The 26,807-nt window shown below is 41.7% G+C and carries 28 protein-coding genes and 1 pseudogene; 22 read left to right on the plus strand and 7 right to left on the minus strand.

Annotation, left to right across the window (positions count from 1 at the left end):
- The 4 genes and pseudogenes from KHM83_RS01265 to KHM83_RS01280 form a co-directional block, all read left to right on the plus strand.
- Positions 1-260, plus strand: a pseudogene (locus KHM83_RS01265) (group II intron reverse transcriptase/maturase); the annotation flags it as partial.
- 348 nt (positions 261-608) lie between these two features.
- Positions 609-1,445, plus strand: a complete 837-nt coding sequence (locus KHM83_RS01270; protein ID WP_213235090.1) for an SDR family oxidoreductase — start codon at positions 609-611, stop codon at positions 1,443-1,445.
- Positions 1,446-1,517: 72 nt separating this feature from the next.
- Positions 1,518-2,750 (plus strand): hypothetical protein, encoded by a 1,233-nt coding sequence (locus KHM83_RS01275; protein WP_213235091.1) that lies wholly within the window; start codon positions 1,518-1,520, stop codon positions 2,748-2,750.
- 36 nt (positions 2,751-2,786) lie between these two features.
- The gene (locus KHM83_RS01280; protein WP_213235092.1) at positions 2,787-3,806 is read left to right on the plus strand and encodes an aminomethyltransferase family protein; all 1,020 of its coding nucleotides are present in this window, start codon (positions 2,787-2,789) and stop codon (positions 3,804-3,806) included.
- A 107-nt stretch (positions 3,807-3,913) separates the two neighbouring features.
- On the opposite strand, the gene KHM83_RS01285 is transcribed toward KHM83_RS01280, so the two are convergent.
- Entirely contained in the window at positions 3,914-4,393 is a 480-nt protein-coding gene (locus tag KHM83_RS01285) for a MerR family transcriptional regulator (RefSeq protein WP_213235093.1), read from the minus strand.
- A 197-nt stretch (positions 4,394-4,590) separates the two neighbouring features.
- Between KHM83_RS01285 and KHM83_RS19620 the strand changes: the two genes are divergently transcribed.
- The 7 genes from KHM83_RS19620 to KHM83_RS01320 all read left to right on the plus strand — a co-directional run bounded on the left by KHM83_RS19620 (position 4,591) and on the right by KHM83_RS01320 (position 10,658).
- Positions 4,591-5,478, plus strand: a complete 888-nt coding sequence (locus tag KHM83_RS19620) for a cyclophilin-like fold protein (protein ID WP_246542818.1) — start codon at positions 4,591-4,593, stop codon at positions 5,476-5,478.
- 181 nt (positions 5,479-5,659) lie between these two features.
- Complete coding sequence (locus tag KHM83_RS01295) at positions 5,660-6,523, plus strand: DUF3737 family protein (protein WP_213235094.1); 864 nt, start codon at positions 5,660-5,662, stop codon at positions 6,521-6,523.
- 13 nt (positions 6,524-6,536) lie between these two features.
- Complete coding sequence (locus tag KHM83_RS01300) at positions 6,537-7,712, plus strand: MalY/PatB family protein (RefSeq protein WP_213235095.1); 1,176 nt, start codon at positions 6,537-6,539, stop codon at positions 7,710-7,712.
- A 110-nt stretch (positions 7,713-7,822) separates the two neighbouring features.
- Entirely contained in the window at positions 7,823-8,257 is a 435-nt protein-coding gene (locus KHM83_RS01305) for a cupin domain-containing protein (RefSeq protein ID WP_213235096.1), read from the plus strand.
- Between the two features lie 44 nt (positions 8,258-8,301).
- Positions 8,302-9,021: a carboxymuconolactone decarboxylase family protein gene (locus KHM83_RS01310; RefSeq protein ID WP_213235097.1), complete on the plus strand. Its 720-nt coding sequence runs from the start codon at positions 8,302-8,304 to the stop codon at positions 9,019-9,021.
- 44 nt (positions 9,022-9,065) lie between these two features.
- Positions 9,066-9,407 carry a cyclophilin-like fold protein gene (locus KHM83_RS01315; protein ID WP_213235098.1) on the plus strand — a complete coding sequence of 114 codons (342 nt, stop codon included), beginning with the start codon at positions 9,066-9,068 and terminating at the stop codon, positions 9,405-9,407.
- Positions 9,408-9,488: 81 nt separating this feature from the next.
- Entirely contained in the window at positions 9,489-10,658 is a 1,170-nt protein-coding gene (locus KHM83_RS01320; RefSeq protein ID WP_213235099.1) for an iron-containing alcohol dehydrogenase, read from the plus strand.
- Positions 10,659-10,748: 90 nt separating this feature from the next.
- Here the strand turns inward: KHM83_RS01320 and KHM83_RS01325 are convergent, their stop codons facing one another.
- Positions 10,749-11,450, minus strand: coding sequence for a hypothetical protein (locus KHM83_RS01325; protein ID WP_213235100.1), 702 nt, complete (start codon positions 11,448-11,450; stop codon positions 10,749-10,751).
- Between the two features lie 144 nt (positions 11,451-11,594).
- Here KHM83_RS01325 and KHM83_RS01330 point away from each other — a divergent pair, with 144 nt between their 5' ends.
- Complete coding sequence (locus KHM83_RS01330) at positions 11,595-12,461, plus strand: LysR family transcriptional regulator (RefSeq protein ID WP_213235101.1); 867 nt, start codon at positions 11,595-11,597, stop codon at positions 12,459-12,461.
- Between the two features lie 169 nt (positions 12,462-12,630).
- Complete coding sequence (locus KHM83_RS01335; RefSeq protein ID WP_213235102.1) at positions 12,631-14,415, plus strand: hypothetical protein; 1,785 nt, start codon at positions 12,631-12,633, stop codon at positions 14,413-14,415.
- A gap of 132 nt (positions 14,416-14,547) precedes the next feature.
- Here the strand turns inward: KHM83_RS01335 and KHM83_RS01340 are convergent, their stop codons facing one another.
- From KHM83_RS01340 to KHM83_RS01350, 3 genes are all read right to left on the minus strand, one after another.
- Complete coding sequence (locus KHM83_RS01340; RefSeq protein ID WP_213235103.1) at positions 14,548-14,937, minus strand: hypothetical protein; 390 nt, start codon at positions 14,935-14,937, stop codon at positions 14,548-14,550.
- A 452-nt stretch (positions 14,938-15,389) separates the two neighbouring features.
- Positions 15,390-15,932, minus strand: a complete 543-nt coding sequence (locus KHM83_RS01345) for an NADPH-dependent FMN reductase (protein WP_213235104.1) — start codon at positions 15,930-15,932, stop codon at positions 15,390-15,392.
- A 67-nt stretch (positions 15,933-15,999) separates the two neighbouring features.
- Entirely contained in the window at positions 16,000-16,407 is a 408-nt protein-coding gene (locus KHM83_RS01350; protein ID WP_213235105.1) for an Rrf2 family transcriptional regulator, read from the minus strand.
- A gap of 267 nt (positions 16,408-16,674) precedes the next feature.
- Between KHM83_RS01350 and KHM83_RS01355 the strand changes: the two genes are divergently transcribed.
- From KHM83_RS01355 to KHM83_RS01380, 6 genes are all read left to right on the plus strand, one after another.
- Positions 16,675-17,130, plus strand: a complete 456-nt coding sequence (locus KHM83_RS01355; protein WP_213235106.1) for a hypothetical protein — start codon at positions 16,675-16,677, stop codon at positions 17,128-17,130.
- Positions 17,131-17,184: 54 nt separating this feature from the next.
- The gene (locus tag KHM83_RS01360; protein ID WP_343213090.1) at positions 17,185-18,159 is read left to right on the plus strand and encodes a VanW family protein; all 975 of its coding nucleotides are present in this window, start codon (positions 17,185-17,187) and stop codon (positions 18,157-18,159) included.
- Between the two features lie 26 nt (positions 18,160-18,185).
- Positions 18,186-18,653 carry a GNAT family N-acetyltransferase gene (locus tag KHM83_RS01365; protein ID WP_213235107.1) on the plus strand — a complete coding sequence of 156 codons (468 nt, stop codon included), beginning with the start codon at positions 18,186-18,188 and terminating at the stop codon, positions 18,651-18,653.
- Between the two features lie 99 nt (positions 18,654-18,752).
- On the plus strand, positions 18,753-19,313 hold the full coding sequence (locus KHM83_RS01370; protein WP_213235108.1) for an NAD(P)H-dependent oxidoreductase: 561 nt from the start codon (positions 18,753-18,755) through the stop codon (positions 19,311-19,313).
- Positions 19,310-19,981 (plus strand): NAD(P)H-dependent oxidoreductase, encoded by a 672-nt coding sequence (locus KHM83_RS01375; RefSeq protein WP_213235109.1) that lies wholly within the window; start codon positions 19,310-19,312, stop codon positions 19,979-19,981. Before KHM83_RS01370 ends, KHM83_RS01375 begins: the two co-directional genes overlap by 4 nt.
- Positions 19,982-20,144: 163 nt before the next feature.
- Positions 20,145-21,104 (plus strand): EFR1 family ferrodoxin, encoded by a 960-nt coding sequence (locus KHM83_RS01380; protein ID WP_213235110.1) that lies wholly within the window; start codon positions 20,145-20,147, stop codon positions 21,102-21,104.
- A gap of 310 nt (positions 21,105-21,414) precedes the next feature.
- On the opposite strand, the gene KHM83_RS01385 is transcribed toward KHM83_RS01380, so the two are convergent.
- Both KHM83_RS01385 and KHM83_RS01390 read right to left on the minus strand, forming a co-directional pair.
- On the minus strand, positions 21,415-22,254 hold the full coding sequence (locus KHM83_RS01385; RefSeq protein ID WP_213235111.1) for an AraC family transcriptional regulator: 840 nt from the start codon (positions 22,252-22,254) through the stop codon (positions 21,415-21,417).
- A 50-nt stretch (positions 22,255-22,304) separates the two neighbouring features.
- A complete protein-coding gene (locus tag KHM83_RS01390) occupies positions 22,305-23,432 on the minus strand; it encodes a C45 family autoproteolytic acyltransferase/hydolase (RefSeq protein ID WP_213235112.1) in 1,128 nt (375 codons plus the stop codon).
- A gap of 202 nt (positions 23,433-23,634) precedes the next feature.
- Between KHM83_RS01390 and nadA the strand changes: the two genes are divergently transcribed.
- From nadA to nadC, 3 genes are read left to right on the plus strand one after another with little or no spacing between them, the layout of a single operon-like run.
- Positions 23,635-24,570: a quinolinate synthase NadA gene (gene nadA, locus KHM83_RS01395; protein ID WP_343213091.1), complete on the plus strand. Its 936-nt coding sequence runs from the start codon at positions 23,635-23,637 to the stop codon at positions 24,568-24,570.
- 11 nt (positions 24,571-24,581) lie between these two features.
- A complete protein-coding gene (locus KHM83_RS01400) occupies positions 24,582-25,931 on the plus strand; it encodes an L-aspartate oxidase (RefSeq protein ID WP_213235113.1) in 1,350 nt (449 codons plus the stop codon).
- Positions 25,903-26,751, plus strand: coding sequence for a carboxylating nicotinate-nucleotide diphosphorylase (gene nadC, locus KHM83_RS01405; protein ID WP_213235114.1), 849 nt, complete (start codon positions 25,903-25,905; stop codon positions 26,749-26,751). Before KHM83_RS01400 ends, nadC begins: the two co-directional genes overlap by 29 nt.
- The last annotated feature ends 56 nt before the right edge of the window (positions 26,752-26,807 follow it).

The raw sequence follows: 26,807 nt of genomic DNA on the forward strand, positions 1-26,807 counted from the left end.
TCTTACTTAAAATAGATAAATGGCTACGCAGAAGACTTCGAATGTTCATCTGGAAAAGGTGGAAGAAAACGAGGACGAGATATAAAAGGCTTAAGCAACTTGGATATAATCACTCAAACGCGTTGAAATATGCGAATACAAGAAAAGGCTACTGGCACGTAGCCGGTAGCCAAATACTTTCTTGTTCTATTACTGATGAGCGCTTGCGAAAACAAGGCTACCAGTTCTTTTCTGACAAATACAAAACTGTTAATGCATAAACTTGGGAAGCGCCGTATACGAGACCCGTACGTACGGTGCTGTGGGAGGTCGGGAAAGTTATTTAACTTTCTCTCCTACCCGATTTTCTAAAGATGAAAATGCACTTATTTTGATACAATATAGAAATTTTACTGTCATAAAAACAGCGCATTTGCGGCTATTCAGGACATAAGCTTTTTCATAAAATTAAAGAGAAGGGAGAAATCCCAACAGGTACTTTTGGTGAAATATTTGTACAAATATTTATCATCAATAGCCATCGTATAACGCTGTTTATATACGTTATCTTCAAAGTATCCCCCCATCCTCATAGAAAATAAAAGATCAAACAGGAGGGGTAATAAGTGATGAAAAAGCAAAATTCTGTGCAGGTAATCACGGGTGGTGCAGGTGGCATGGGTCTTGAAATTTGTAAGCGTATTGCAAATAGGGGGCATCTCTTTGTTGTAGATATCAATCAGGAATCACTTGATCGAGCGAAGAGACTGTTGATGAGCGAAGGGATTGAAGAGGCAACTTATATCCAATGTGATATTAGCGACAGAGCGGAAGTTGAGGCGTTAGCTGCAGCAGTTGAAAAAGCTGGAACATTGGGAAGTTGTATTCATACTGCCGCATATGCACCCGTTCAAGAGACTGGGAAACGGATTTTGGAAGTTGATGCGATCGGTACAATTAATATGATTGACGTATTCTTTGATTTAATGGTCAAAGATGCTTCTATGATTACCGTTGCATCTATTGCAGGTCACGCTTTGCCGGTAAACGATGCGATTAAGAACATTTTTAGTAATGCACATGCACCAGATTTTTTTGATAATATGATGGCCTGCTGCAAAAGCGACGACCCACGGATGGAAGCGGCAAAAGCCTACTGTTTTTCAAAAGCATTCAATATGCACTATACAAAGCAGTGTACGAAGCGATTTGCAGGAAAAGGTGCACGTATTTTGACTGTCTCAGCAGGGATATTTACAACGCCAATGGGACTCGCCGACATGCCGGGTGGCGCTAGAGTTTTAAATGATTTACCGGTAGGACGTTGGGGGTATCCTGATGAAATTGCTGCTGTTATTGAGTTTTTATCTAGTGATGAAGCGAGCTATATCACTGGAACAGATATTTTGGTTGACGGCGGTTATCGGGCAAGTCAAGATACGACACAGTTGGAACATATGCTCTAAAGCGGGGGCAGGGTTAATGATAACGGTATAAAAAGGCGCAATACAACAGTATGATTGTAAAGGAGAAGGGTTATGAGTGAACACATTGACGAAAGAATGCCTAGAGAAGTTGGTAAGGGAGCACTTCCGGATCATCCAGGCATCAAAACCCCTTGGGACAGAATTTTTTCATTTCATGATACGTATAAAAATCTCGTAAGACATATAGCCGTTGTGGATACATCCTTTATGGAAGCAATGCGAATTTTGATACCGGATTATGTAGAACGCAGTAAAATGATGTGTGAAATTAATCATAAAATTTTAAGAGGCATGTTTGGCATGGATATGGTGAGAAATGGTGCCGCCATTTCGCAAAACTTCCATCCCTTTATGAAGGGTGTTTTCCTTGGTGGTTTAATCGGTGATGTAGGTGATGAGCGCCAATATATGCCGGGGCGTGTTAATGATTTTGGAACGTATCGCGTTGAAAAAGAGCTCGATGTATGCCCATGGGATATTTTAGGCTCTGAGTTTTGTCGTGCGACAACGGCAACACTTCAGGCGGCCGGTGAAAGCTATGGCGGACATCACTTAGAGTACAACATGGTTGAAGCAAAAGGCTGTGGTGATTTACACTGTCGTGTCATTGCAGAAAGTCGTGAGAAATTTCCCATGGCGGATAAAGAATCTTGGGAAAAATTTGGACCGATCGCAACATCTGATCAAATCAAGTTTACACCAGAAGAAAATATGGTGACAAAACCGCAGCAATTTCGTGAGGAATGTGACTATAAAATGAGAAATGGTTTAAATACTGAGTGGTCAGCGGCAGATCTCTATAACAGTACATTAATCAATCCACTCGGTGTCACCTATGTTGTGCCCGTGTTGGAAGCAAAAATTGCAGCTGGCGTCTACACGAGAGAGTATGTGCAGTCCGTCGTTGAATGCGTTTGCAGAGGGGCAGGAAAAGCGATGTTTGGCGAATACTTTGCCATTAAAGGATTGCGCGACTGGATGGGCGTTCCAAATGATGTTGATGATGGTCGTGTGCTCGGTGGTTATATTGAAGTCGTTCTTCAAACGATTTTGTGCCAATATGAAGTGGTTGCCTTTAACAAGAATGAAGTCATCTATGATATTAATCAAGCAGGCCTTGAACGAAGAGTACCAATGCTGACACCAGCATATATTGCGATGTGGTATGGTATGTGTAAAACACTTGTCGGTTCACTATGGTCGGTATGGCGTGAGACTGAAAATGTTCCTGAAGGCACAATTCGTCTTAAGATTGCAAAGAAAATCGATAAGTTCTGTTTGTAATTCGGATGTTTTCCAGATCAATAAGGAGGGGAATATATGTTTAAAAACGTTTATCAAGATGACATTATGAAAAAAGCGCAACACGACGCTGTTCGCAATACAGTTGGCTGGTATCTTTGGACGCACCAACTGCTTGTCGTGACAGGTGAAGATGCCGACAGCTTTCTGGATAAAATGTTTGCAAAACCCATTGCAAATCTTAAAATAGGCAAAGCGCGTTATACAACGATGCTGAATGAAGAGGGGATCATCATTGATGATGTCGTTATCTTCCGCTTGGAAGAAAAGAAATTTTGGATAACGACGTTATTTGTAAGAAAAATGATTGCCTGGTTTGATCAACATAAAGGGGACAGCAGTGTTGCCTATACTGATGAAACGCCTTCTTGGGAAATGTATGCTGTTCAGGGACCAAATTCTAAAGCATTGATTAACGCCATTGCTAAAGAAGACGTTGAAGATCAGTCATTCTTTTCAATAAGAGATAATAAAATTGATGATATCCCCGTAAAAATTACCAGAGCTGGTTTTACAGGTGAGAAAATGGGATTTGAAATTTATGTTGCACCGGATAAAGCGCCTCTGATTGAAGCTAAGCTGGCAGAAGCAGGCAAAGCATTTGACGCCCTACAAGTGACCGAGTTTCAAGTCATGGTTTGGACGCTGGCAACCGAAAAAGGGTTTTATTTAATGGGTGATATTGCTTATACAAATCCATTTGAAGTAGGATTGGAGCGTGGAATCAAGTGGGATAGAGACTTTATTGGGAAAGAGGCCTTGGAAAAAGTAAAAGAAGAAGGTCCTAAACGACAGATGGTAGGCTTTGTCGTTGACAATGAAGAAGCGCATATTCCAGATCGTGCTAAGGGAGGACCAGGCGTCCTGATCTATGTAGACGGTAAAGCAGTGGGAAGAGTCGCAAAATTCACATATGGCTTTACAGCCGGCAGGAGTATTGGTATTGCCGTTGTAGACAGTGAAAATGCTAAAATAGGTGATAGAGCCGTTATTAATGGTTATGATGCGACCCTGACAGACCGTGTTTTTGTATCATAAGAACCCTTGAAATGAAACCAAATCAACTTAATAACTGATGACGATAAAAAAGCAGCTGATTGTGATGATCAGCTGCTTTTCATCTTGATTGCTATCAATTCCGCTGGCTAAACAGCCTGTGATTTTGATGCGGCCGGCGTCGTTTGATCTTCTGTACTTTGGGTATCTTTTTTCTGTAAATAGCGCATGGCAAGTGCTTCTTCAAAATCGGGCGATGACGTTGTCCCTTTTTCTTTAGCGATCCGGTAATATTCGACCTTGTAATTAATGCGCTTTAAGGCCGTTTCCAATTCTTTGATTTTTTCTTCAGTCTTTTGTTTTTGTGCTAAAAACAATTCGTAGCGCTGATCAATGGTATCATCGCCAATTTCACACCATTCAAAGAACACTTTTATGTCTTTAAGGGGCATGCCGGTTGTTTTAAGACATTCAATCATATTGAGGCATTCGATGTCCGTATCATTGAATCGCCTAATATTGCCTTCGGTGCGATTGACTAAAGGCAGCAGGCCTTCTTTGTCATAATATCTCAGTGTGGAAATTGATATGTCTAGTAGGTTTGAAACTTCACCTATCGAATAAGTCATTGTATCCTCCAAAAAATTCAATTAAACTATTGACCTAAAGTTAAGTTTATGGGTTATGTTTATTATAGAGGATATGCTCTAAGATCGTCAAGTGAAACTCAATCGCTAATAAGATGTTTCTATATAACTGCAAAATACATAGGTTTTAAAGCAAGTATTAGAAACGCTGTTAAAGGTATTTAAAGGAGCGTGTACACATGAGGAAAAAGAGATTTTCAACACTTGTACTGGTAATTTTTTTGGTTTTTATAAGTACGAGTTGTTCACAGCAAGATCAATCCGCAGAAACAGAATCAGAAGCGGTAGCAAAAGTGGAAGTAAAGGCGGCGGCAGAAACGGAATCAGAGGCGGCAGCAGAAACGGAATCAGAGGCGGCAGCAGAAACGGAATCAGAGGCGACGGCTGAAACGGAATCAGAGGCGACGGCTGAAACGGAATCAGAAGCGGCAGCAGAAATGGAATCAGAAGCGGCAGCAGAAGTGGAATCAGAAGCGGCAGCAGAAATGGAATCAGAAGCGGCAGCAGAAGTGGAATCAGAAGCGGCAGCAGAAGTGGAATCAGAAGCGGCAGCAGAAGTGGGAGCAGAAGCGGCAGCAGAAGTGGAATCAGAAGCGGCGGCAGAAGTGGATGTAGAAGCGGCGGCAGAAGTGGAATCAGAGGCGACGGCAGAAATGGAAGCAGAAACAGAAGAGAATGAATCAATAGAGGAGAATGAAAAAGTGAGTGAAAATACAATGCATATTACAGTAAATGGAACGGTATTAACAGCAACACTTGTGAACAATTCATCGGTGGATGCACTAAAAACACTTCTTGAAGACGGTCCGATTGTTATTGATATGAAGGACTACGGCAGTATGGAAAAAGTTGGCGGTATCGGAACGAACCTGCCAACAAACAACGAACAAATAACGACGGAAGCTGGCGATATTATTTTATATCAAGGTAGTGCACTCGTTATCTATTATGAGCCAAATTCATGGAGTTTTACACGATTGGGAAAAATTGACGACATCAGTAAAGCGGATCTAAAAAAACTGTTGGGTACAGGGAGCGTGCAAGTCACATTATCGTTGCCGGAGTAGTAGGATCACTTAGACAGACTTTGGATATACGCATAAAATACGGTATTGATTAAGCAGATGCACTAAAATGTTAACAAATCATAAACTCATGAAATAGAATTGACCTCAAGTTATGTTTAGGGTGTAAGATGATAGAGGTAATAAGCGTGTGAATGAAATATAGAGAATAGAAGGATTTTAAATGAACAAATATTCAGAACAAAAATTTGTAGGCGAGAGAGCGCTTTTTCAAAGCTGCGAAGTAGAACTTAACGACTGTACTTTTGCAGAAGGCGAATCGCCGTTGAAAGAAAGTAAAAATCTCGTGATTAACAATACATTGTTTCAGTGGAAGTACCCATTGTGGTATTGTGCGAATGTTACTATGGAGAACAGTGTATTCTTCGAAATGGCAAGAGCTGGGATATGGTACTCAGATCACTTAAAAATTAAGAACTTCACAGTTCAGGCGCCAAAAACTTTTCGAAGATGTCAAAACGTTGAAATGGAAAAAGTAGAAATGCCTAATGCATCAGAAACACTTTGGTTTTGTAAAGATATAAAGATGAAGAATGTTTCCGCCAAGGGAGATTATTTTGCTATGGGCTGCGAAGACATTGATATTGATGGCTTTACACTGATTGGCAATTATTCATTCGACGGCGTTAAAAATATGACGATCAAAAATGCGAAAATACTCTCAAAGGATGCTTTTTGGAACAGTGAGAATGTGACGGTTTACGATTCTTTTATTTCTGGTGAATATTTAGGCTGGAATGCTAAAAACGTAACGCTTGTTAACTGTACCATTGAAAGTCTTCAAGGGATGTGCTACATGGAAAATATCGTTATGAGAAATTGTAAACTCTTAAATACGAACTTGGCATTTGAATATTCAACCGTAGATGCTGAAGTTACGACTCGGATTGATAGTGTTAAAAACCCGTACTCGGGTAAGATTATAGCCAAGGGAATTGATGAGGTTATTTTTGACAATAAAGAAATGAAAGCCGAAAATACAGAAATTATTATTAGAGATAAGGCAAAAGTATGTAATTTATATTGAGAAGGGAGATCGCATGTCATACAACTTTAATCAAGTTAACAATCGAAGAAACACGAATTCTTTAAAATGGGATGTTGCTGAGAACGAATTGCCTCTCTGGGTAGCCGACATGGATTTTCAAACGGCTCCGTGTATTGTTGAGGCACTTGAAAAACGTGTAAAGACTGGGATCTTTGGATATACAATTGTACCTGATGCATGGTACCACGCTATCCAGAAATGGTGGCAGAGAAGGTATCAATACGAAATTGACGAATCATGGCTGATTTTCAGTACCGGTGTGGTGCCGGCAATTTCGACAGCTGTTAAACGGCTGACAAACGTCGGCGACAATGTGGTGCTTCAAACACCTGTCTACAATATTTTCTTTAATTCTGTCGTCAATCACGGCAGACATGTTTTGGAGAATAAGCTTCAATACGAGGACGGCAATTATACGATTGATTTTAAAGATTTAGAGGCAAAACTGGCACATCCGCAAACCACGATGATGATCTTGTGCAACCCGCATAATCCCATTGGCAAACTATGGGATCGCGAAACATTAAGTCACATTGGCGAATTGTGCGATCGATATCATGTTACTGTTATTGCAGATGAAATACACTGCGACTTAACGAAACCCGGTAAAAAGTATACGCCGTTTGCCGCTGTTTCAGAGCAGTGTGCCATGGTGAGTGTCAGCTGCTATTCGGCGACAAAAGCATTCAGTATTCCGGGATTGCAGTCAGCGATTATTTCTATTCCAAATGAGGCACTCAGAGCAAAAATGTCTAGAGGGCTCAATTCAGATGAAGTTGCCGAACCAAATGCTTTTGCTGCAGAAGCGGTTATTGCTGCTTTCAATGAAGGTGAAGCGTGGTTGGAAGCATTGAATGCCTACATTGAGGCGAATAAAAATACCGTTCGAGTATTTTTAGAAAAAGAACTTCCGGCAATCAAAATGGTAGATTCTGAAGCGACTTACTTATTGTGGCTTGATATGTGTGCTGTTGATCCAAATGCGACTGAAATCTATCACTTTTTAAGAGCGCGCGTGGGGCTCTATTTATCCGATGGCAGTCAATTTGGCGGCAATGGCAGTCAATTTTTAAGGATGAATATCGCATGTCCAGAGGAGACGCTCATAGAAGCATTGAAGCGGTTGAAAACTGGTATTGATGCATATCAGCAAAAAGATGTTCATTAAGGATTTTAACTGAGATCGTAGAAGATGCGTGTCCATGTGCTTGAAAAATCTAAGTGAGGCAATTACCGTAGGTAAAACCACTTGAAATTAAATTATATAGGAGGCTTAAGATGAAAATTATGAATGAAGCGGCATTTAATGAACAGAACGTATTTGGTAAAGGACAGGAAAATACTTTTTTCGCAAAGTATTTCGTAGGAGAATCATTCTTGAATCCGTTGACAATGCCTGGTGAATACCCTGTTTTCTTGGCAAATATAACATTTGAACCGGGATGCCGCAATAACTGGCACATCCATCATGCCAAAGAAGGCGGCGGACAAATTCTGCTGTGTACAGCCGGCAGCGGCTGGTACCAAGAAGAAGGTAAAGAGGCAGTGAGCTTGGAGCCGGGTACAGTCATCAAAATTCCAGTAGGCGTTAAACACTGGCATGGAGCGAAAGCTGACAGCTGGTTCAGTCATATTGCCGTAGAAGTGCCTGGTGTCGATACGAGCAATGAATGGTGTGAACCTGTATCAGATGATGCCTATGCCAAACTGTAATGGTCAAGTGCTAAAAACAATCAAACGTTGAAAGGTCGATAAAGATGATAGATAAGTATAATTTAATGGCGACAGACCCTGAATTTATACAGCGTCATGAAGCTTTTGCCTCAGATGAAGTCGTTAACGAAGACGGACAGACATTGGATCATGAAACGCGCTATATGGCAATATTGGCGACACTGTTGGGATGTCAAGGTGTTGAAACGTTCAAGGTTATTTTAGCGGAGGCGCTCGATCAAAATTTTTCTCCAATTATGGCCAAAGAAATTGTTTACCAAGCAGTAGATTACTTGGGATTTGGAAGAGTGTATCCTTTTTTGACAGCTGCAAATGACGTGATGACTGAAAAGGGTATTCAACTGCCGCTTGAAGATCAAGCGACAACGACAATGGCAACGCGACTCGAAAAGGGTTCGGAAGCACAAATGGCAATCTTTGGCCCAGGGATGAAGGATTTCTGGCGCGGCGGTCATATTAATCGTTGGCTTGCGGCAAACTGCTTCGGCGATTATTACACGCGGAAAGGCTTGGATTTAAAACAGCGCGAGCTGATAACATTTTGCTTCTTAGCAGCGCAAGGCGGTTGTGAATCGCAGCTGTCCAGCCATATATTCGGTAATCTAAATTTAGGGAATGACAAAGCGCTCTTAATGAAAGTCGTTTCACAGTGTTTGCCTTTTATTGGTTATCCGAGAAGTTTAAATGCAGTTGCCGCCATTCAAAAGGTGACGGAAGAAATGCAAAAAAATGCGCCTAAATAGAGGTCAATAACAAATTGGAGAATCATTGTGGAGGAAATAAAAGTATGCGCATAAAAGTAGAAGCAGATACGCGTTCAGTTGTCTTTGAACTAAATGACAGCGCAGCATCAAAATCGCTGCTATTACAGCTGCCAATGACGATTGAGGTTAAAAATTACAGTAACGATGAAAAAATTTTTTACCCGGAAAAAAAATTAGATACATCGGGGACACCATCAGCACGCGCGAAAGCAGGTACGCTTGCCTACTATGCGCCGTGGGGCGATGTTGTGATGTTCTATGATCATTTTGGCAGTGCGCCTGGGCTCTATCAGCTGGGACAAGCGATTTCAGGTGTGGAGAACATTGCGCTCCTTTCTGGACAGATTAGCATTGCGGAATGCTAATGGAATAGGTTAAGATAATAACAGATGATATAGACGACAATGAGACAGCTAGCGTATGATTGACATGAAAAGGAGATTGCAATGAATTTAGATTTTAAATATCAAAATCCGACGACGATCTATTTTGGTAAAAAATCACTGGATAATTTGAAAAAGGAATTGTCTAACTATGGCGACAATGTATTATTGGCGTATGGCAAAGGATCTATCAAAAAAATTGGTCTTTATGATGAAGTGATCGGGATCTTAAAAGAAGCGGGCAAAAATGTTGTTGAATTAACAGGTATTATGGCCAATCCAACATATGATAAGGTGCAAGAGGGGGCAGAACTTGTTCGTGCGAATGATATAGACATTATTTTGGCGGTTGGCGGCGGTTCGGTTATTGACTGTGCTAAAGGTATTTCTGTTGCAGCGTACTGTGCCGGTGATCCGTGGATGAAATATTGGCTGCAATTTCAGCCAGTTGATAATAAAATCGTTCCGGTAGGTTCAATCCTTACGTTGGCGGGTACGGGATCAGAAATGAATGGCGGCTCTGTCATTACCAATAATGCGATGAAACTAAAAATGGGACGTGTATTTCCTGCGAAAGTTAATCCGAAGTTTTCCATTTTAAATCCAACTTATACATTTTCATTGCCGAAATATCAAATGGTTAGTGGTATTTTCGATATGATGTCACACTTGATGGAAGCCTATTTTTCAGGTGAAGATGATGTTACGACGGATTATCTCATTGAAGGAACACTGCGTTCTATTATTCACAGTGCGAAAATTGCCGTTGAAAATCCAGAAGATTATGAGGCGAGAAGCAATCTGATGTGGAGTGCGACACTTGCCATGAATCCAATCATGGGATTGAGCAAACCGCAGGACTGGCAAGTACACATGATCGAGCATCAATTGGGTGCTTATACCGATTGTGCACACGGTATGGGGCTAGCGGCAGTGTCATTACCATATTATCGGATGGTGCTGCCATATGGTGTTGAAAAATTTGCGAGGTTTGCAACGCAGGTTTGGGATATCGACCCAACTGGCAAATCAAAAGAAGAACTGGCTAACGCTGGTATTGATGCACTCGAAGCATTTTGTGATGCCTGCGGAATCGTCACCAACTTGAAAGATTTAGGAACGACAGAAGACATGTTGCAGCTTATTGCAGATTCGACTGTCATTTTAGGAGCCTATAAAAAGTTGACGAAAGAAGAAGTGTTAGAGATATTAAAAACTGCTTACGAAGCATAGTACTCTAAAAAAGAACCCCATTGCGGTTTATTCATTGAAATACGTTTTAAAAACGCAGACAATGACAAGAACGGCATGCGGGTTCTTTTTTTATGCGTGAATACCGAATCTGACTGGGCAGGCTCGACGACATTTAAAACAAGTGATTTGGAGACGTTCATCAGAACTGTCAAAAGCATGTTGCCAGCATTTTCCCTGATGAATATGGGGCGGCATTGGTAAGAGCGCTTGAGCTTCACATGCATCTATGCAGCGGGTACAGGTTTTAATGCACAGAGATTTGGATTCATGCAGAATGGATTCTAGCGGTGCCGCGGTAATGACAGCTCCGAACCATAAACGATTGCCATACTTTTGATTTAAGATCAGCGTATTTTTACCAAAAGTACCAAGCCCGGCAAGTGAAGCTGCATGCTTGAGCGAAATAATGCCTCTGCTTCTGCCGTGGGCATCTTTAGTCGTTGGACCTACGGCGTCAATGGGGACAGCATCAAAGCCACTGGCTTCAATCGTATACGCTAATGACATGCTAATGCGATTGATCTGATCCGAGAGCGTATTGCGAATGAAAGCATAAGGTTCTGCTGTCGGTCTGTCATAGGTGCTTTTTAAATGCGGCAAACCAAATATGATAACGTTTTTAGCACTGGCTAAAACGGTATTTGGATGATGTGGATCAGGTGCGTCAACAAAGGCATTCGAAGGAACAATGCCATAGATTTCTATTTGTGCAGTATGCATTGCGGCAATAATGGTATCCGTTAAAGAAGAAGAGGACGTTGCGCGTATCATTTTATGACTCCTTTGATTTTGATAAGTTATAAATTGAGCTATTTACGATAAGCTGTTGCTATGGTATGATTTTACCACGACATAATACATCGGTAAAATTGATAGATTCAATAGCATGTATTTATAGAAAAGATAGGTGAGATGATGGAAATACGCGACCTCTATTCCTTTAAGGAGATTATTAAAACTGGAAGTTTTAGCAAAGCGGCGAAACAGCTAGGGTACACACAATCGACTATCTCAACGCATATTCAAAGGTTGGAGATGCATTATGGGGAAAAACTATTTGACAGAATTGGCAGAACCATTCAACTGACAACATTTGGCCAGGACTTAAATGCGGAGATTGACGTGTTGTTGAGTCGATTTGAAGCCGTTGAATCGTTTCATATGAAAGAAGAAAAAATTGAGGGAACCATCCGAATTGGCGCTCCTGATTCGCTGATGATGTATAAGCTCTATAAAATTATCTACGCATACAAGCAGCGCTATCCGTTGGTTAATATTATTATTACAGGCGGTTTATGCCCCGACTTGAGAAAACAAGTGGCGGCGGGAACTTTGGATTTATGCATGATGCTTCAGCCGTTATACGAGTATGAACATTTAACCGTGCATGCGTTGAAACGCGAATCTTTTTCGCTTATTTTCCCGCCGGGGCATGTAGAACCATATCTTCCATCGTCAAAACAAATGGTTATTCTTGCAGAGGAAGGCTGTACTTATCGAGAGGTTTTTATAAGCTATTTGTCAAGCCATGGTTATCATGCAGCCAATATCATTGAAACGGGCAGTGTTGAAGCAATTAAAAAATATGTTATAGACGGTCTAGGCGTCTCATATGTACCTAATTATGCCATTTTGGAAGAGCGAACGAAAAAGCAAGTCGTGGCAGTTGATTATGAATCAGATCTCGAATTTTATACACAACTGCTTTACCATAAAAAGAAATGGCAAAGCCCTGCAATCCAGTATCTCATCAAAATGATTCTATCCGATGATCATGATTAATATTTCTACACGAACCGATGGTGTTAGGTGCGTATTTTGAAAGCAATGATTTTTAACATCATATTATCGCATCCGATATGTTTGAGTCATATAGGCATAAAGCATTAGATCGAATAAGGCATAGATGGTATAATGGGTAGACTAGAGATTATTGAAATGGAGGAATTTTATGAAAAAAATGGCGGCATTGCTGCTGGTGATTATCTTATTATTATCAGCTTGCGGCAGTGAAGAGAAAAACGCAGGGGGGAATGCGGAAAACAGCCAACCTCAAGCTCAACCTGATGTATCAAGTGAAGTACCTGCTACAGAAGCAGAAACGTCGACTGAGGAACCATCAGATGCGGTTTCAGTACAGAATTTACATGATGAAAGTGCACTGAAAGCCTACTTCTATAATTTGTATAAAGTAATGGCGGCGCCTGACAATATGCAAGATGAAGCGTTTGTCATCGACCAATTAAGCTTTTACTATGCTGATGTTAACGGTGATGGTGAAGAAGATGTTATTTGTTATTCAGAATCACCCACTTCATCGTTTACAGAAATTGCAGTGGTTACGATCAAAGACGGTGAATACGCGACGCTTCCAAATGATATTGAACCAGTATTCGTTTACGAACAGTCGTTTTCAAAAGAGGGTGATTTTCTCATCCGCAAAGTGCGCGGAGGTGGTACTGGGGTCAGCGATACGTCAAATATAATCTATTATGCTGCCGAAGGCATGGTCGTCAACACAGGGACTTCATTGACACTGGAAGGTTATACGAGTATACCGCCAATGCCGTCTGCACCAAATGGTGTATCAGAAAGTTATAAAGGTGAGATCTTTGATATGTCTTATAAAGTCGGCACAGACGATGATCAATGGCTCATGTTCCAATATGATTATACAGAAACTGATGATATGAATGAAACGGTCATTTATTCAAAATCTGAAACCTACACATTTGAACCGTCAACACATCAATACGATGTTCAAGTCAATGAGGAAAGCGGTAAGGCAGGAACGCAGGGGGCAGCGCCGCTCAGTGAAAATGTATACGTGCTCGGAAATCTAAGAGCTGGTCAGACGCTAAGCGGTTTTGATGTCACAGAGGCTTATGACAATGTTGGCAGTGATGCTTTTGTGGGTCTGGCTAATGGCAGTGTTGTGATTGAAGGTGACCTCTGGTATGATCAGGAGATGTGGGATGAATTCTTATTTACCGCAGATGATCCTGTGATCGATTATCCAATCCGTTTCGATATTGATGGCCAAATATTTGATATTGACCGTCCGGGTTATGCAAGTTTTCAAACGAATATTGAGGAGTACTTAACAGCCGAACAGATTGATTACGTTAAAAATCAGGGACAAAGTGCGAAAATAAAGCTGACCGTGACAAGTTTTAATATAGATATTGCCTATGCGTCAGAAGGCGGCGAAGGCATTGCCTTTTCATCTTTTGAATGGCTGGATGATATGGGAGAGGACGAGCGTGATCAGCCGCTGTCGAATTCGGAAGCGGCAGAAAGCATCAACGGTGATAAACTGACAGGGTTGCATAATGAAACTTTCTATACCACGGCGCAGGGTGAATTCGTTGTTAATTATCCTGATTATCGACTTGTTATTGTACCAATGTTTGATACGATAAATGAGGATTCAGTTAAAACGCAGACTGTAGATTTTGAAGGGGACTATTTGAACACGTTAAAGTTTACGGTATTTGGCAAATTAGAAGATGTCACCATTCTTAATATTGAGGGAATGGATGATACTGGGACGCCGGAATATCTTGGCGACGTTGCCAATGCACAAGTGATCGTCAATGCCAATTTACCAAATGATATGGCCACTGTTAAAGTGACAGGCAAGTTTTATGATGGTGAAGGCACATACCTTGATGTCTCATTTAATCTCGACAACATGCGATCGCTTGAGGAATACCAAATTATTGTAATGGAATAAGGTTTTGCCGCGTTAGAAAACAGCATCCAATAATAAAGATTAGAAAAATATAAAGGCGTTCATCGCTGTCTGGATTATCAGACTTGCGTGAACGCCTTTTTTGTCGTATTTGCCGTTTTAAAAAGGGCTGTATTAAGATGCCTTCTTTGTCTTTTGTTTTTTTTCCCAGACGAGATAAGCATCGAGAAGCTGCAAAGAACGTTTCATCGTTTTGTTTTTAACTTTGGAACGATCTTTTAATACGGTAGACATTTGGAGCAATTGAACTTCTAAATATTTCGGATTGTTGAATTTCCCCATATTTGCCGGTTGTTTTGATTTTTTCTTTGATGATGCAATAGATTCGTGAAACATCAAAAGTAAAAAACTGATGCGTTTTTTAGGGGGAACCTGCATTTGTGAATTATAAACATCATTGAACAACTTGTTCATATTCTTGTTTCGGTAATAGATGTAGGCGCCAGCGCCACCTATGACAGCTAAAACTAAGATGACAATTAAAATTGTATTCGTATTTCCCATAAATGATCCTCCGTTTTTCTCCTTTCATCAATATATATGGAAATTGTATAATTACCTTTCGTTGATCCTTCACACAATATGTTGAATTATCATCTTGTGAGAATAATACAGATTGTAGCGAAAGGATTAAAACCTGAATGATTCAATTTCCTCATATACTATTTAATCAGAAAAACGGTTAAAATGCACGAACATTTTGGCATAAATCTTTAAACTTTTAAATGCCGCCATTCCCATAAATAAGGAATAAACGAAGAAGTGGGGAATTGCAATTTCAAAATGAATTGACAGAAAATTCAAAATATAGTACAATGTTATTAAGCAAGGGCGCTCACGAAATCGGGGCGACCCTGTTTTTTATGTGATGAAAAAGTGAAGCCGTGTTTGATCATATTGATCCAAACACGGCTTTGTTTGTCAACGGCCTATTCAAGGAAATTAAAAATGGCTAACTAAAATTTTTCAATCCAGTCAATGAAGGCTTTAAGGAAATCATTTAAAAAACCTTTTAGGCTATCGCCCACGACTTCGCCCGCATCGTTAAGTGATCCCATCACGCCGCCAACATATGCTTCAGGTTGTTGAAGAACATAGACGTTGAGGAAAGCAAGTACTTGGCGTAAATGATGATTGGCACCAAAGCCGCCAATGGCACCTGGTGAAACACTAATAACAGCGCCTGGTTTTCCGCTCCAAGCATTTTCGCCGTATGGTCTTGAACCAACATCCAATGCATTTTTAATGGCTGCGGGATATGAACGATTGTGTTCAGGTGTAAAGAACAGGAATGCATCAACTGATTTCAATGCATCGCGAAAAGTTGTATAAGAAGCAGGTGAATCTGCGTCTAAATCTTGGTTGTATAATGGGAGATCAGCAATATCAATAAATTTAAATGCGTAACCTTCTGGCGCCTGTCCTGCAACATATTCTGCCAATGATCTGTTAAAAGAACCTTTTCTCGTACTGCCTACAATAATACCAATTGTTTTCATAATGTAACCTCCTAAGTTTTTATATAAGTATGATAATCTGATTAAATGCCGATTTCATCGGCAGAAGTCATTTGAGACCTTCTAAAATATCTGAAAGGTGAATAGACGATAGTGTCAAATCGACTTGCGATTGAACCTGATCGTTCACATTGGCCAGTACTTTACCAATCCGTGCACCGACTGGGCAGTCGCGATTAGTATCTTCATGAATGGCAAAGAGTGTTGTTTCACGTTCGACTGCTTTAAAAACTTCGCTCAATGAAATCTGTTCACTTGGCTTTGCCAATCCAGTGGCACCAACTTTTGTCTGTGTCGTGATGAGGTCGGCTTTTTTCAGTAAACTCATAAGCCTTCGAATCAGTGCTGAATTGGTATTGATACTGCCTGCGATGTATTCAGATGTAATTGGTTTGCCGTCACTTAATGCAATCATACTTAGAATATGAATGCTAACGGTAAATTTACTTGAGTACATTTAAGATCACCTCTATTTGTAACCATTATAGTTACAAATAAAAGAGATGTCAATACTAAATGATAATAATTATCATTAATAAATTGAAAACAAAGAATGAACGGGAAGTCACAAAGATGGCTTCATATTTGGTATAAAAGTGCTATGAAGACATTTTAACGTTGCGTAAAAAAATTTGGTATAATAAGAACGGAAACTTAATCCGTAGTCAACAGTAAGTGAGTAAAATAATTTAACGATGATGTCAAAAAATTTGGAGGACACCCAATGAAACATCGAATAATTGCAGCGGGCATACTGCTGGTATTTTTAATCGCAGGCTATACATACTTTATTAATCGAGAAACGATTTATATTGATCAGACGCTGACAGGTGAAAGTGTACACTGGAAACTGGAGATGGCTGCAAAGGGCAGTGCTTACTTTAAGACGAAAAAGGATGTACTGCATGTTGAAAGCGATGGTGATTATCAGCTGACATTGACTTACAAGGGCACTTTGGATGAAATCCAAACAATGAGATCAATTAAGATTGATCAGCGGCAACCCATGTTTACTTCTCTCCAAGAAACATCTGATTCGGCGCCGACATCATTGACTTTTCAATATAAGAATCATTTAAGCGCATCTGCAATTAATGCGATTAAAGAAGGTGAGACATTGACGATTACTGTAACATGGGATGGCGAAAATGGTGATACCGAAACCATTGAACTCCAGTAGTACAGATAACCGAACAGATTGGAAAGCGACTATTGAATGAGGCAGAAGACAGACGTGAAAGACACATTGGAAAATGATGCCGTAAAAAAATTTGAAACAGTTGAAGCTTCTATTTTGGAAGACGCAAAGAAGGCACAGTACTTAAATAAAGTACCGGAACAGACACACCAAAGTGCTGGGATGTCTTGGAATCGTTTTAATACAATGAAGCCGAAGCTTCGATCTGGTATGCGCATTTTCCTTGGCAAAAAGTATTACACGATGGCAAGGTATTTAAAATGGCTTAAAGATTATCACCATTTTGCACGTAAACGAATGGCCGAAACATTACCTTATCAAATAACGGCACATGAAACGCCGCTTTATCGAAAACTGCGCGATGTAGACATGTGGCTTCAGGCGAATAAAGCAGTCAATCTAAAATGTGCAGCAGCAAAACTCAATGGGATCTGCCTCTATCCGGGTGAAACTTTTTCATACTGGCAGTTGATTGGCAAACCCACATATCGAAAAGGATATCGGGATGGCATGATACTGCACTATGGACACTATAAACATGGTGTTGGCGGCGGTTTATGCCAGCTTTCCAATATGATATACTGGATGGCCCTGCATACGCCCTTGACGGTAACAGAACGCCATCGACACAGCTATGACGTCTTTCCGGATTCGAACAGAAAACAGCCTTTTGGCAGCGGTGCGACCTGCGTTTACAATTATCGTGATTTGCAGATAAAAAATGAAACCGATCAAGTCTTTCAAATGTGTTTTGAGATCAATACTACACACCTGAAAGGACAGATTAGATCGAGTGATTCAACTAAATGTCACTATGAGGTTTATGAAAGCGAACATGCCATTTTGCCGCAGGCTTGGGGAGGCTATATCAGACATAACGTCATTTGTCGGAGAATCATGGATGATGACGGACAATTGTTTCGAAGCGAACGCATTTGTGAAAACAATGCCCTGATGATGTATGAACCGCTATTGCCAGCGAATGAGAATCACAAACATACAGATAAATAAAAATGTGCAGTATTGGGGGGGATGTCATGGAAATAAGAGCTTACCGGGATACAGATGCGGAGCAGACGATGGCAGTATTTTATTCTGCCATACGAGAAAATGCAAATGGCTATTATTCAGAGGCACAATTGACAGCATGGGCACCTGATATGCCGGATATGGTACAGTGGCAGCTGCGAATGAATCAAATGCAGCCTTTTGTCGCCGTTGAGAATGACATTATCTACGGATATGCTGATTTGCGGGATGATGGCTATATTGATCATTTTTTTGTCAGAGGGGGCAGCGGTCGAAGCGGTGTCGGACGACTCATGATGGCCTATTTGATCAATCGAGCTGAAGCACTGGCGCTTCCGAGTATGACGTCTGAAGTAAGTCTTGCGGCACAGGGATTTTTCCGGCGTTTCGGCTTTGTTATTGAAAAGCGGCAAAAAGTCGTGATCAGAGGTGTGACACTTGAGAATGCGTGGATGCGAAAAACATTTAATTTATAAATTTAACCTAAACGCGACATAGATTTTACATTGGTATGAGACGATAGGCATAATAATAAAATGAGTTGGACTGTGTCAACGCTCGAAGAAGGTGAAAAGATGAAAGCATTGGTTTTGTCAGATGTCGCTTATATGAATGCGACACATCAAATGATTATTCAAACGCTGACCGACTATTTGGCATCTTATGGCATGACAGTTGAAACGGAGACCGTTAGTCAGGAAACCATCACAGATTGTATCGGTTGTTTCGGATGTTGGACGAAAACACCTGGAGAATGTGCTATTCAAGATGATTTATTTGTCATTAACCGAAAAATGATGTTAAGTGATTTTGTTGTTTACTTGTGTCCAATTGTCTATGGTCAATGTGCTGCCAATATGAAGACGGCTATTGACAGATGGCTGCCCAACATGCTGCCGTTTTTTATAACGAGACGTGACGGTTCAACGATGCATCCGGCGCGTTATGAAAGCTATCCAAGCCAGTTGATGATTGGCTATTCAGATCATTTTGATGAAGCGGAGGCGCAGCTCTTTTCGGATATTACGCTAAAACACCGTGAAGGTGTTCAGGTTGTGCTTTGGCATGACAGTGTGGACGGCCTATTATCGGCACTGGATAAAATTGAATTGAAAAGAGTGGAGGGCAGACTATGAAACGCGCTGTGGTTATTAATGGGAGTCCTAAGTTATCTGAAAAGGGATCGTTTTCATCTTTTTTGGCGCAGCAGCTTTCAGAGTCGTTAAGGGCTGAAAAATTACAAGTTTTTTCGTATAATGCAAGAGCCGCTCAGAAAGCAGATGATCTTGAATCCGTTTTTAAAACAATGGCTGACGCAGAAGCACTTGTCTTTATTGTACCCCTCTATTTCTTTTGCCTGCCCGGTAATTTGATGCGTTTTTTAACCGCTTTTGAAACCTATCTGAAAGAAGTACCGCTAAAAGGTGTCAAAGTCTATGCAATGGTTCAGTGTGGTTTTCCAGAACCGGAGATTTGTCTGGAAGCGGTTCAAGTCATTCGATATTTCGCAAAAAGTATTGGTGCGACATTTAGGTTTGGAACGATGATTGGCTCAGGCGGCATGGTGCCGGCGACGATTGATGCACCGTTTATGCGCAAGACGCGAACGCTGTTAATGAGAACGCTGAAGCGCATTGCTGAGGATATTGGTTTAAAAGATAATGCGCCAATTGAAAATATACCAATCCGCGTTCAATTTCCAAGGCGCCTTTACTTTATGATGGGCAATACGCAATGGTCCTCAATGGCGCGAAAGAGCGGTTTAAAGAAGCGCGACCTCTATCGAAGACCTTATATTTACTAGGGTTCGCCGTAGGGTGATCCTATTTGATGAACAATCGCAATAAGCTTATGAAAGTGCTTCGTTCAATGTTGTTGAATAAAGCACTTTTTTCTTGCACATAGGATTCCATTGACATAGACTTGTAATAGGCAAAATCAAAAATGCAACAGGGGATGGTACCGCGATGGCACAGAGCATACTGATAATTTATTTTTCCGGCACGGGCAATACAGAAGCTGTATGCCGGCACATTAAAACTGCATTTGAAAGTACCGATGCAACAGGACAGGCTAATGATAAGTGTGAACAATATACGGTAACGCTTATGCGGGCTGAAGACTATTTAGCCTGCGACGAGAATCAAAACATGACGTTTGATCAGCTGGGTATCGCGTATCCGGTGCATGCATTTAGTTCACCGCCTATCATTGAACAGGTAATACGCCAGTTGCCGAATGGCTGCGATCGAGCGGCATTTTTGCTCTACACAGCGGGGGATTTTGTACGCATTAACCAGATGGCTGGCCGTAAAGTCATTGCATTATTGAGGAAACAGCGGTATAAAGTGAATTATGAAAGGCTGATCGTCATGGGGTCTAATTGGCTGATTGGCTATGATGATGCTTTTAACAGCAGGCTGTATCAAGCGGCACAAATAAAAGCAGAGCACATGGCAACACAATTAAAACAGAAGCGAGAACATCGCTATCATTTTGTGCCGGTTATGCATCATGGGGGATGGCTGTTTCACCATATGGAAAAATTGGGAGCGAAACTGTTCGGCAGATTGCTCTATACAACAGATGCGTGCACACGCTGCGGCAAATGTCTAAAGGCCTGTCCCACCGGCAATATTCAGCGTAAAAATGACCAGATACAGTTTCGCGGTAAATGCCAAATGTGCATGCGCTGTGTTTATCAGTGCCCGGTCAATGCCATTCGTTCACATGGCTTGCAGTGGATGATTCTCAAAAAAGGTTATTCAATTGAAAAGATCATTAAAGGCGCATGCGGAAAAAATGGTGGCAGCGCAATTGATAAAACATTAAACGGCAACAAGGACGGCAACAAAGCGGGAGATCAAACGGCATTAAAAGGGTATAGTCGGCATTTTATCGCGTATTTTGATGATATTGAGCGCTGATTGATAGGATTGTTTTTGCTCTTAATGCAATTACTCGACAAAAATATGAAATATTATCTTTTGAATATGAAAAAGTCAGCATTTTATTCGTGCTGACTTTTCCTCAATTTATATGATATTAGGATCGTACTCTATTTAGTTTGATCTTGCACCGTTATTTTTTATGACTTTCTCGGCGAAATCATGTGGCGTCGCACAATAGCGTGTATTGACATAATGGCGTCGCAAGCGTTCCTGAATAAATGCCGGTTTCTCCTTGAATTTCAAAATTGTTGGTAAATAAGGTTGCCTTGAAAAGGTTGGCTTTAAATCAGATCTTTTTAATCGGAATTTGAATTTCAAATGCATATTGATCTGAATGAATATCGCCTAAGGTGTAATATTCAATATCGCAGCAGTCTACAAATGTGTATTCAGAGAAGGGAAACCACTCTGCATAGATGCGCTGCCACAGATTTTGAATGGCTTCCGGCATTTTGCCTTTGCCACTGAAAATTGCCCATGTCAGGGCAGGAATTTCTCTGATTTCAAAACCATTTGGGACTTTATCAATGCAGGCGCGTTCACAGCCAATACCGTATTCAAATGCTTCAACAGGCGAATGATCAAAAAAACGAACGCCAAGTGCGCCTGGCACACGCTGGTTGTCACCACTTGCTATATAGACTTGCCACATTTTTGGAATGTCCGAAAAGGCGTCCTCAGCCTGAAATTGATCGATGCGCAAGGCAACCTTAAAAGCGGGTTTTGAAACGATCTGATAATCCATCATCATGCCGCCTTCTATACTGATTTTAAGCCTCATCGGCTCAAAGTACTTTAGAACAGCACCCTCGGAGCGTGCCTGTGAAGGCGGAAAGCCGTGAAAGCGTTCGAATGCTTTTGTAAAGCCCTCAGGGGTATCGTAGCCAAAGCGCAGTGCCGCCTCAATCACTTTGATGTTGCCCTGCGCCATTACCTGTCCCGCTAGGGACAGACGGCGGTTTCGGATATATTCGCTGACGGTTAGCCCTGTCATGAGCCGAAATGTACGCTGAAAATGATGTGAAGAGATGTGAACGTGTTCAGCAATCAGCGCAGGTGTCAATGGCGTTGTTAAATGTGCTTCCATAAAGTTGAGTGCGCGATTAAGTGCATTGATCCATTCCAAATTGCTCACCCCCTATGCTTGTCTATTTTACAGTTGGCAGCATGTCAAACCTAAAAGGCGATCTGTTCAAAAAAATCTGGAGTGGGTGCCTTTGAGGCAAGTACAATAGCATGATGTGTTGCCTGTTCTTCTTTATCAAAGGAATAGGTTTGCCAGCCATTTTCAGCATTTCCGCCCCAGCAAATCTGATACTGCCTTGTTTGTATATCCATTATAACACTTTTGATGGTGCCAAAGTAAGCATCGTAAAATGAACAGTTAAGGCCGTTTGGATAAGCGGTTAAGAGCAATTTTTTTACATCGCCAAGTGTAATGGCCTGATCAGATTCGGCTTTATTCAAAAACGCAGCAATTGTCTCATAGCGCTGAATAGAATTGCGCATGGCGGTTGGCGTTTGTGCGCAAAACGGCTCAACGATAGGATGATTGGTTGTGTGAAGTGCCTTTTCCAGCGTTTGGATAGCGGCATGTGCACCGTCTTGTGTTTCATATAATGCAACATGGCCGGCAGAATCGGCTAGCAGGAGGTTAATATTATAAGCGAGCGGCATCGTTTCGATTTTTTTGAGCGCTTCGCCGACATTTGCACAGGTTTCGAGCAGTTCGCGAATCACGGCCCAGAATTGCAGTCCTTTGAGTGCCGGTGACTTCATGCCGGACATATTGCCAACAGGCATGCCGGACGACGTCATACTGACGGTAAGACCGCATTCGTTAATGCCTTCTGATCTTCCGAAGAGTGCAATTGTGCCGCCTATATGTGCATAGCGTCCTGTCGGTTTAAGTTTGATAACGGCAAAATCTTCTGCAAATGGCGCAAATTCATAATTCCTTGCCATCATGGGGTGACCGTCTGCCATGAACTTTGCCGGTAAATAAAATTGGCTGCAATGCGGTTTGAGATAAGTGAGCTGGTGATAATAAAGGGTCATAGGATCAATTTTCAATGCCTGTGCGTAAGCATTTAATTCCTCAATGATTGTAGGACAGTATTTTGTAAGCATTGCGATTCCTTCGGAGACTTCTTGCGCTGTTAGAGGCATAGGCGGTTTAGGAAGGCCGGAGGCGATTTTCGAATGTTCTGGATAGAAAGCGGCAAGCGCATTACCAATTGCTGCCGGAGAGCCTGAAAAGGTGCCAAACCGTGCGTTGCATTGTTGTGTAGATGCATCATTCATATGACATGCTCCTTCAATAATAATTTTAGTTTTGGTGTTAAATGACTTATACCGGCAGTATATCGAATGCCTTTTTTAAATGCCTGTCTTTGCGTGATCTGTTTTGTCAGCTTCTGACGCGATACGTTGTTTTGACAACTGTCTTGTCACATGTATAGTCATGTGTTATAATTTGCATGAATCGATGGAGGAGGCGAAACCAGTGGAGACAAATCAGGAACAGGATAGATCCATATCAATTGAGGAACAGATAACAGCGTACAAACACCAGAAAGACGTCGTGATTTTAGCGCATTATTATACAGATTCAAGTGTTCAGGCACTGGCAGATTATGTGGGTGATTCTTACTATTTAAGCAAAATTGCCGTTGAGGTGCCCAATAAGATTATCGTCTTTTGCGGGGTTGGTTTTATGGGCGAGAGTGCCAAACTGTTAAATTCCGACAAGATCGTTTTAATGCCGGATGTCGAGGCAGATTGTCCGATGGCACATATGGCATCTGTTGAAAAAATTGAGGCAGTGCGAAAGGCAAATGAAGATGTGGCGGTTGTGTGCTACATTAATTCAACAGCGGCAATTAAAGCGGCGTCAGATGTTTGTGTGACTTCGGCAAATGCCGTTAAAGTCGTTCGATCACTGCCAAACAAAACAGTTTATTTTATTCCCGATGCAAATTTGGGAAGATTTGTAGCAGCGCAAGTACCGGAAAAAAGATTTCTTTTTAATGACGGCTATTGTCATGTTCATACCACCATTACAGCAGAAGGCGTTGTACGTACGAAAGAAAAACACCCGGAAAGTCTTGTACTCGCACATCCTGAGTGTACACCGGAAGTACTGGCTGTTGCAGATTATATTGGCAGTACTTCCGGTATTATTGAATATGCAACGGCAAGTGATCAGTCTTCTTTTATTATTTGTACAGAAAAAGGTATTCTCTATAAACTCAAACAGGACAATCCTAAAAAGCGTTTTCACTTTGTCGATGGCGGCCAGGTATGCCATAATATGAAGCGCATAACGCCTCAAAAAGTGTTAAAACAGCTAGAGCAAATGGATCAGGCTGTTGAACTGGACAAAGCGCTCAGTGAGCGTGCGGGGCATGCTTTGGATCAGATGCTGTTGCTGGCTAAATAGGGGGAATGAACATGTATGAAAGAGCAGATGTGGTTATCGTGGGCACAGGTGTAGCCGGACTCTATTGCGCCCTTAATTTGCCGGATACAATAAAGGTCGTCATTTTGACAAAAGATGCGCCTGAAATGAGCGATTCATACTTGGCGCAAGGCGGCATATGTGTCTTGTCAGAGAAAGGCGATTTCGATAGCTTTTTTGAGGATACGCTTAAAGCGGGCCATTATGAAAACAATCGGCAATCCGTGAAAATGATGATCGAAAAATCACCTGAGGTGATTACGGATTTAATGCGTTATGGCGTGATCTTTGACCGTGAAGATGGCGCCCTTCACTATACAAAGGAAGGCGCTCACACCAATGCGCGCATACTGCATCACAAGGATATGACGGGTGCGGAGATAACGAGCAAGCTGCTGCGTCAAGTCATGATGAGACCGAATATTCAAGTGATGAGTCATACTGCTATGGTCGATTTGCTTGTGGATGACAGAGGATGCAACGGCGTTGTCATTCGCCGCGAAAACGGTGCATGCTCAATCATAGGCGCCGGTGAAACCGTTCTGGCAACAGGGGGGATAGGCGGATTGTACAGCGATTCAACCAATTATGCACACTTAACCGGCGATGGGATTGCCGTGGCGGTTAAACATGGCATTGCCCTTCAAAATCTTCACTATATTCAGTTTCACCCGACGGCGCTTTACGAGGATAAACCTGGACGGCGTTTTCTGATATCAGAATCGCTTAGGGGAGAGGGCGCCCACCTTCTCAATGAAAAGAAAGAGCGATTTGTCAGTGAACTGCTGCCCCGAGATATACTGACAGAAAAAATTAAAGAACAAATGGCACTGGAAGGAAGCAAGCATGTATGGCTTTCCACCGCACATTTGGGCCGTGAACGTATTATGGGTCGATTTCCGGGCATTTATGAGCACTGCATGGAAATCGGTATTGACATAACAAAAGACTGTATCCCTGTAACCCCTGCACAGCACTACTTTATGGGCGGTATCGCCGTTGACTTAAAGAGCCGAACATCAATGCCGCATCTCTATGCTGTCGGTGAAACAGCTTGCAATGGTGTACATGGTGCCAATAGACTCGCGAGCAATTCACTGTTGGAGAGTATCGTGTTTGCGCGTGAAGCGGCAGAAGCTATTGTTTCCGGGCACTTAGATCATCGACAAGTGAAGACACAGCAATCAATTTTATCGGAAATTTGGAAAGAAAAGTGGCTGGCGAAGATTGATTTTGCTCAGTATGAGGATGCTGAACACATGGCTGAAGCGAACAGAGCATTGGTTCTCAGTGCAATAGAAAGGAATAGAAAGCATGGTAACAGACAGATTAAATGTGGATGAACAGCTGATGCGCGCACTCCGTGAGGATATCACCAGTGAAGATGTTACGACAAATGCTGTGATTGCCAAAGGCGTACGTGGCAACGTTCAGTTAATGTGCAAAGGCAATGGGGTCATTGCAGGGTTGGATGTTTTCCAGAGAGTTTTTGAGCTTTTGGATTCTACGGCAGTAATAACCTCTTATGTAAAGGATGGGGATACTGTTTCGTCGGGGCATAAACTGGCAACGGTAGAAGCCGATGTTCGAGCACTACTCTCTGGAGAACGTACAGCACTTAATTACTTACAGCGTATGAGCGGGATTGCGACACTGACGCGAGAAATGATAAAACTACTGGAAGGGACAGAGATTAAATTGCTCGATACCCGTAAAACGACGCCAAATATGCGTATTTTTGAGAAATATGCCGTTCGCGTTGGAGGTGGACTCAACCACCGTTACAATCTTTCGGACGGCGTGTTGCTGAAAGATAATCATATCGCAGCGGCTGGAGGCGTCAGGGCAGCAATTGAGCTTGCAAGGAATTATGCGCCATTTGTACGGAAAATAGAAGTTGAAACAGAAACAATTGAAATGGTGCGTGAAGCAGTAGCGGCAGGTGCTGATATTATTATGCTGGACAATATGACCATAGAACAGATGAGAGAGGCGGTAGCATTTATTAATGGGCGCGCTGAAACCGAATGCTCAGGCAACGTTACTAAAGCGCGTATTGCAGAACTCAGGACAGTTGGCGTCAATTATATTTCAAGCGGCGCCCTGACACATTCTGCGCCGATTCTCGATGTCTCTATGAAGCACTTAACAGTACTGGAATAAATTTTAGTCCTTAATTTTAGGATTGATGGTGCAGCTAAAAATATTGTGCTCTATTA

The organism is Fusibacter paucivorans (genome assembly GCF_018390735.1).
GTDB classification, from domain to species: Bacteria; Bacillota; Clostridia; order Peptostreptococcales; family Acidaminobacteraceae; genus Fusibacter; species Fusibacter paucivorans.

Bases quoted from the DNA above. Each gene is read 5' to 3' on its own strand.
- KHM83_RS01350 (WP_213235105.1), bottom strand. From the start codon at position 16,407: ATGTACTCAAGTAAATTTACCGTTAGCATTCATATTCTAAGTATGATT.
- KHM83_RS01270 (WP_213235090.1), top strand. From the start codon at position 609: ATGAAAAAGCAAAATTCTGTGCAGGTAATCACGGGTGGTGCAGGTGGC.
- KHM83_RS01335 (WP_213235102.1), top strand. From the start codon at position 12,631: ATGAAAAAAATGGCGGCATTGCTGCTGGTGATTATCTTATTATTATCA.
- KHM83_RS01375 (WP_213235109.1), top strand. From the start codon at position 19,310: ATGAAACGCGCTGTGGTTATTAATGGGAGTCCTAAGTTATCTGAAAAG.
- nadC (WP_213235114.1), top strand. From the start codon at position 25,903: ATGGTAACAGACAGATTAAATGTGGATGAACAGCTGATGCGCGCACTC.
- KHM83_RS01340 (WP_213235103.1), bottom strand. From the start codon at position 14,937: ATGGGAAATACGAATACAATTTTAATTGTCATCTTAGTTTTAGCTGTC.
- KHM83_RS01325 (WP_213235100.1), bottom strand. From the start codon at position 11,450: ATGATACGCGCAACGTCCTCTTCTTCTTTAACGGATACCATTATTGCC.
- KHM83_RS01300 (WP_213235095.1), top strand. From the start codon at position 6,537: ATGTCATACAACTTTAATCAAGTTAACAATCGAAGAAACACGAATTCT.
- KHM83_RS01320 (WP_213235099.1), top strand. From the start codon at position 9,489: ATGAATTTAGATTTTAAATATCAAAATCCGACGACGATCTATTTTGGT.
- KHM83_RS01370 (WP_213235108.1), top strand. From the start codon at position 18,753: ATGAAAGCATTGGTTTTGTCAGATGTCGCTTATATGAATGCGACACAT.
- KHM83_RS01315 (WP_213235098.1), top strand. From the start codon at position 9,066: ATGCGCATAAAAGTAGAAGCAGATACGCGTTCAGTTGTCTTTGAACTA.
- KHM83_RS01310 (WP_213235097.1), top strand. From the start codon at position 8,302: ATGATAGATAAGTATAATTTAATGGCGACAGACCCTGAATTTATACAG.
- KHM83_RS01330 (WP_213235101.1), top strand. From the start codon at position 11,595: ATGGAAATACGCGACCTCTATTCCTTTAAGGAGATTATTAAAACTGGA.
- KHM83_RS01305 (WP_213235096.1), top strand. From the start codon at position 7,823: ATGAAAATTATGAATGAAGCGGCATTTAATGAACAGAACGTATTTGGT.
- KHM83_RS01400 (WP_213235113.1), top strand. From the start codon at position 24,582: ATGTATGAAAGAGCAGATGTGGTTATCGTGGGCACAGGTGTAGCCGGA.
- KHM83_RS01345 (WP_213235104.1), bottom strand. From the start codon at position 15,932: ATGAAAACAATTGGTATTATTGTAGGCAGTACGAGAAAAGGTTCTTTT.
- KHM83_RS01285 (WP_213235093.1), bottom strand. From the start codon at position 4,393: ATGACTTATTCGATAGGTGAAGTTTCAAACCTACTAGACATATCAATT.
- KHM83_RS01295 (WP_213235094.1), top strand. From the start codon at position 5,660: ATGAACAAATATTCAGAACAAAAATTTGTAGGCGAGAGAGCGCTTTTT.
- KHM83_RS01280 (WP_213235092.1), top strand. From the start codon at position 2,787: ATGTTTAAAAACGTTTATCAAGATGACATTATGAAAAAAGCGCAACAC.
- KHM83_RS01365 (WP_213235107.1), top strand. From the start codon at position 18,186: ATGGAAATAAGAGCTTACCGGGATACAGATGCGGAGCAGACGATGGCA.
- KHM83_RS01355 (WP_213235106.1), top strand. From the start codon at position 16,675: ATGAAACATCGAATAATTGCAGCGGGCATACTGCTGGTATTTTTAATC.
- KHM83_RS01390 (WP_213235112.1), bottom strand. From the start codon at position 23,432: ATGAATGATGCATCTACACAACAATGCAACGCACGGTTTGGCACCTTT.
- KHM83_RS19620 (WP_246542818.1), top strand. From the start codon at position 4,591: ATGAGGAAAAAGAGATTTTCAACACTTGTACTGGTAATTTTTTTGGTT.
- KHM83_RS01275 (WP_213235091.1), top strand. From the start codon at position 1,518: ATGAGTGAACACATTGACGAAAGAATGCCTAGAGAAGTTGGTAAGGGA.
- KHM83_RS01380 (WP_213235110.1), top strand. From the start codon at position 20,145: ATGGCACAGAGCATACTGATAATTTATTTTTCCGGCACGGGCAATACA.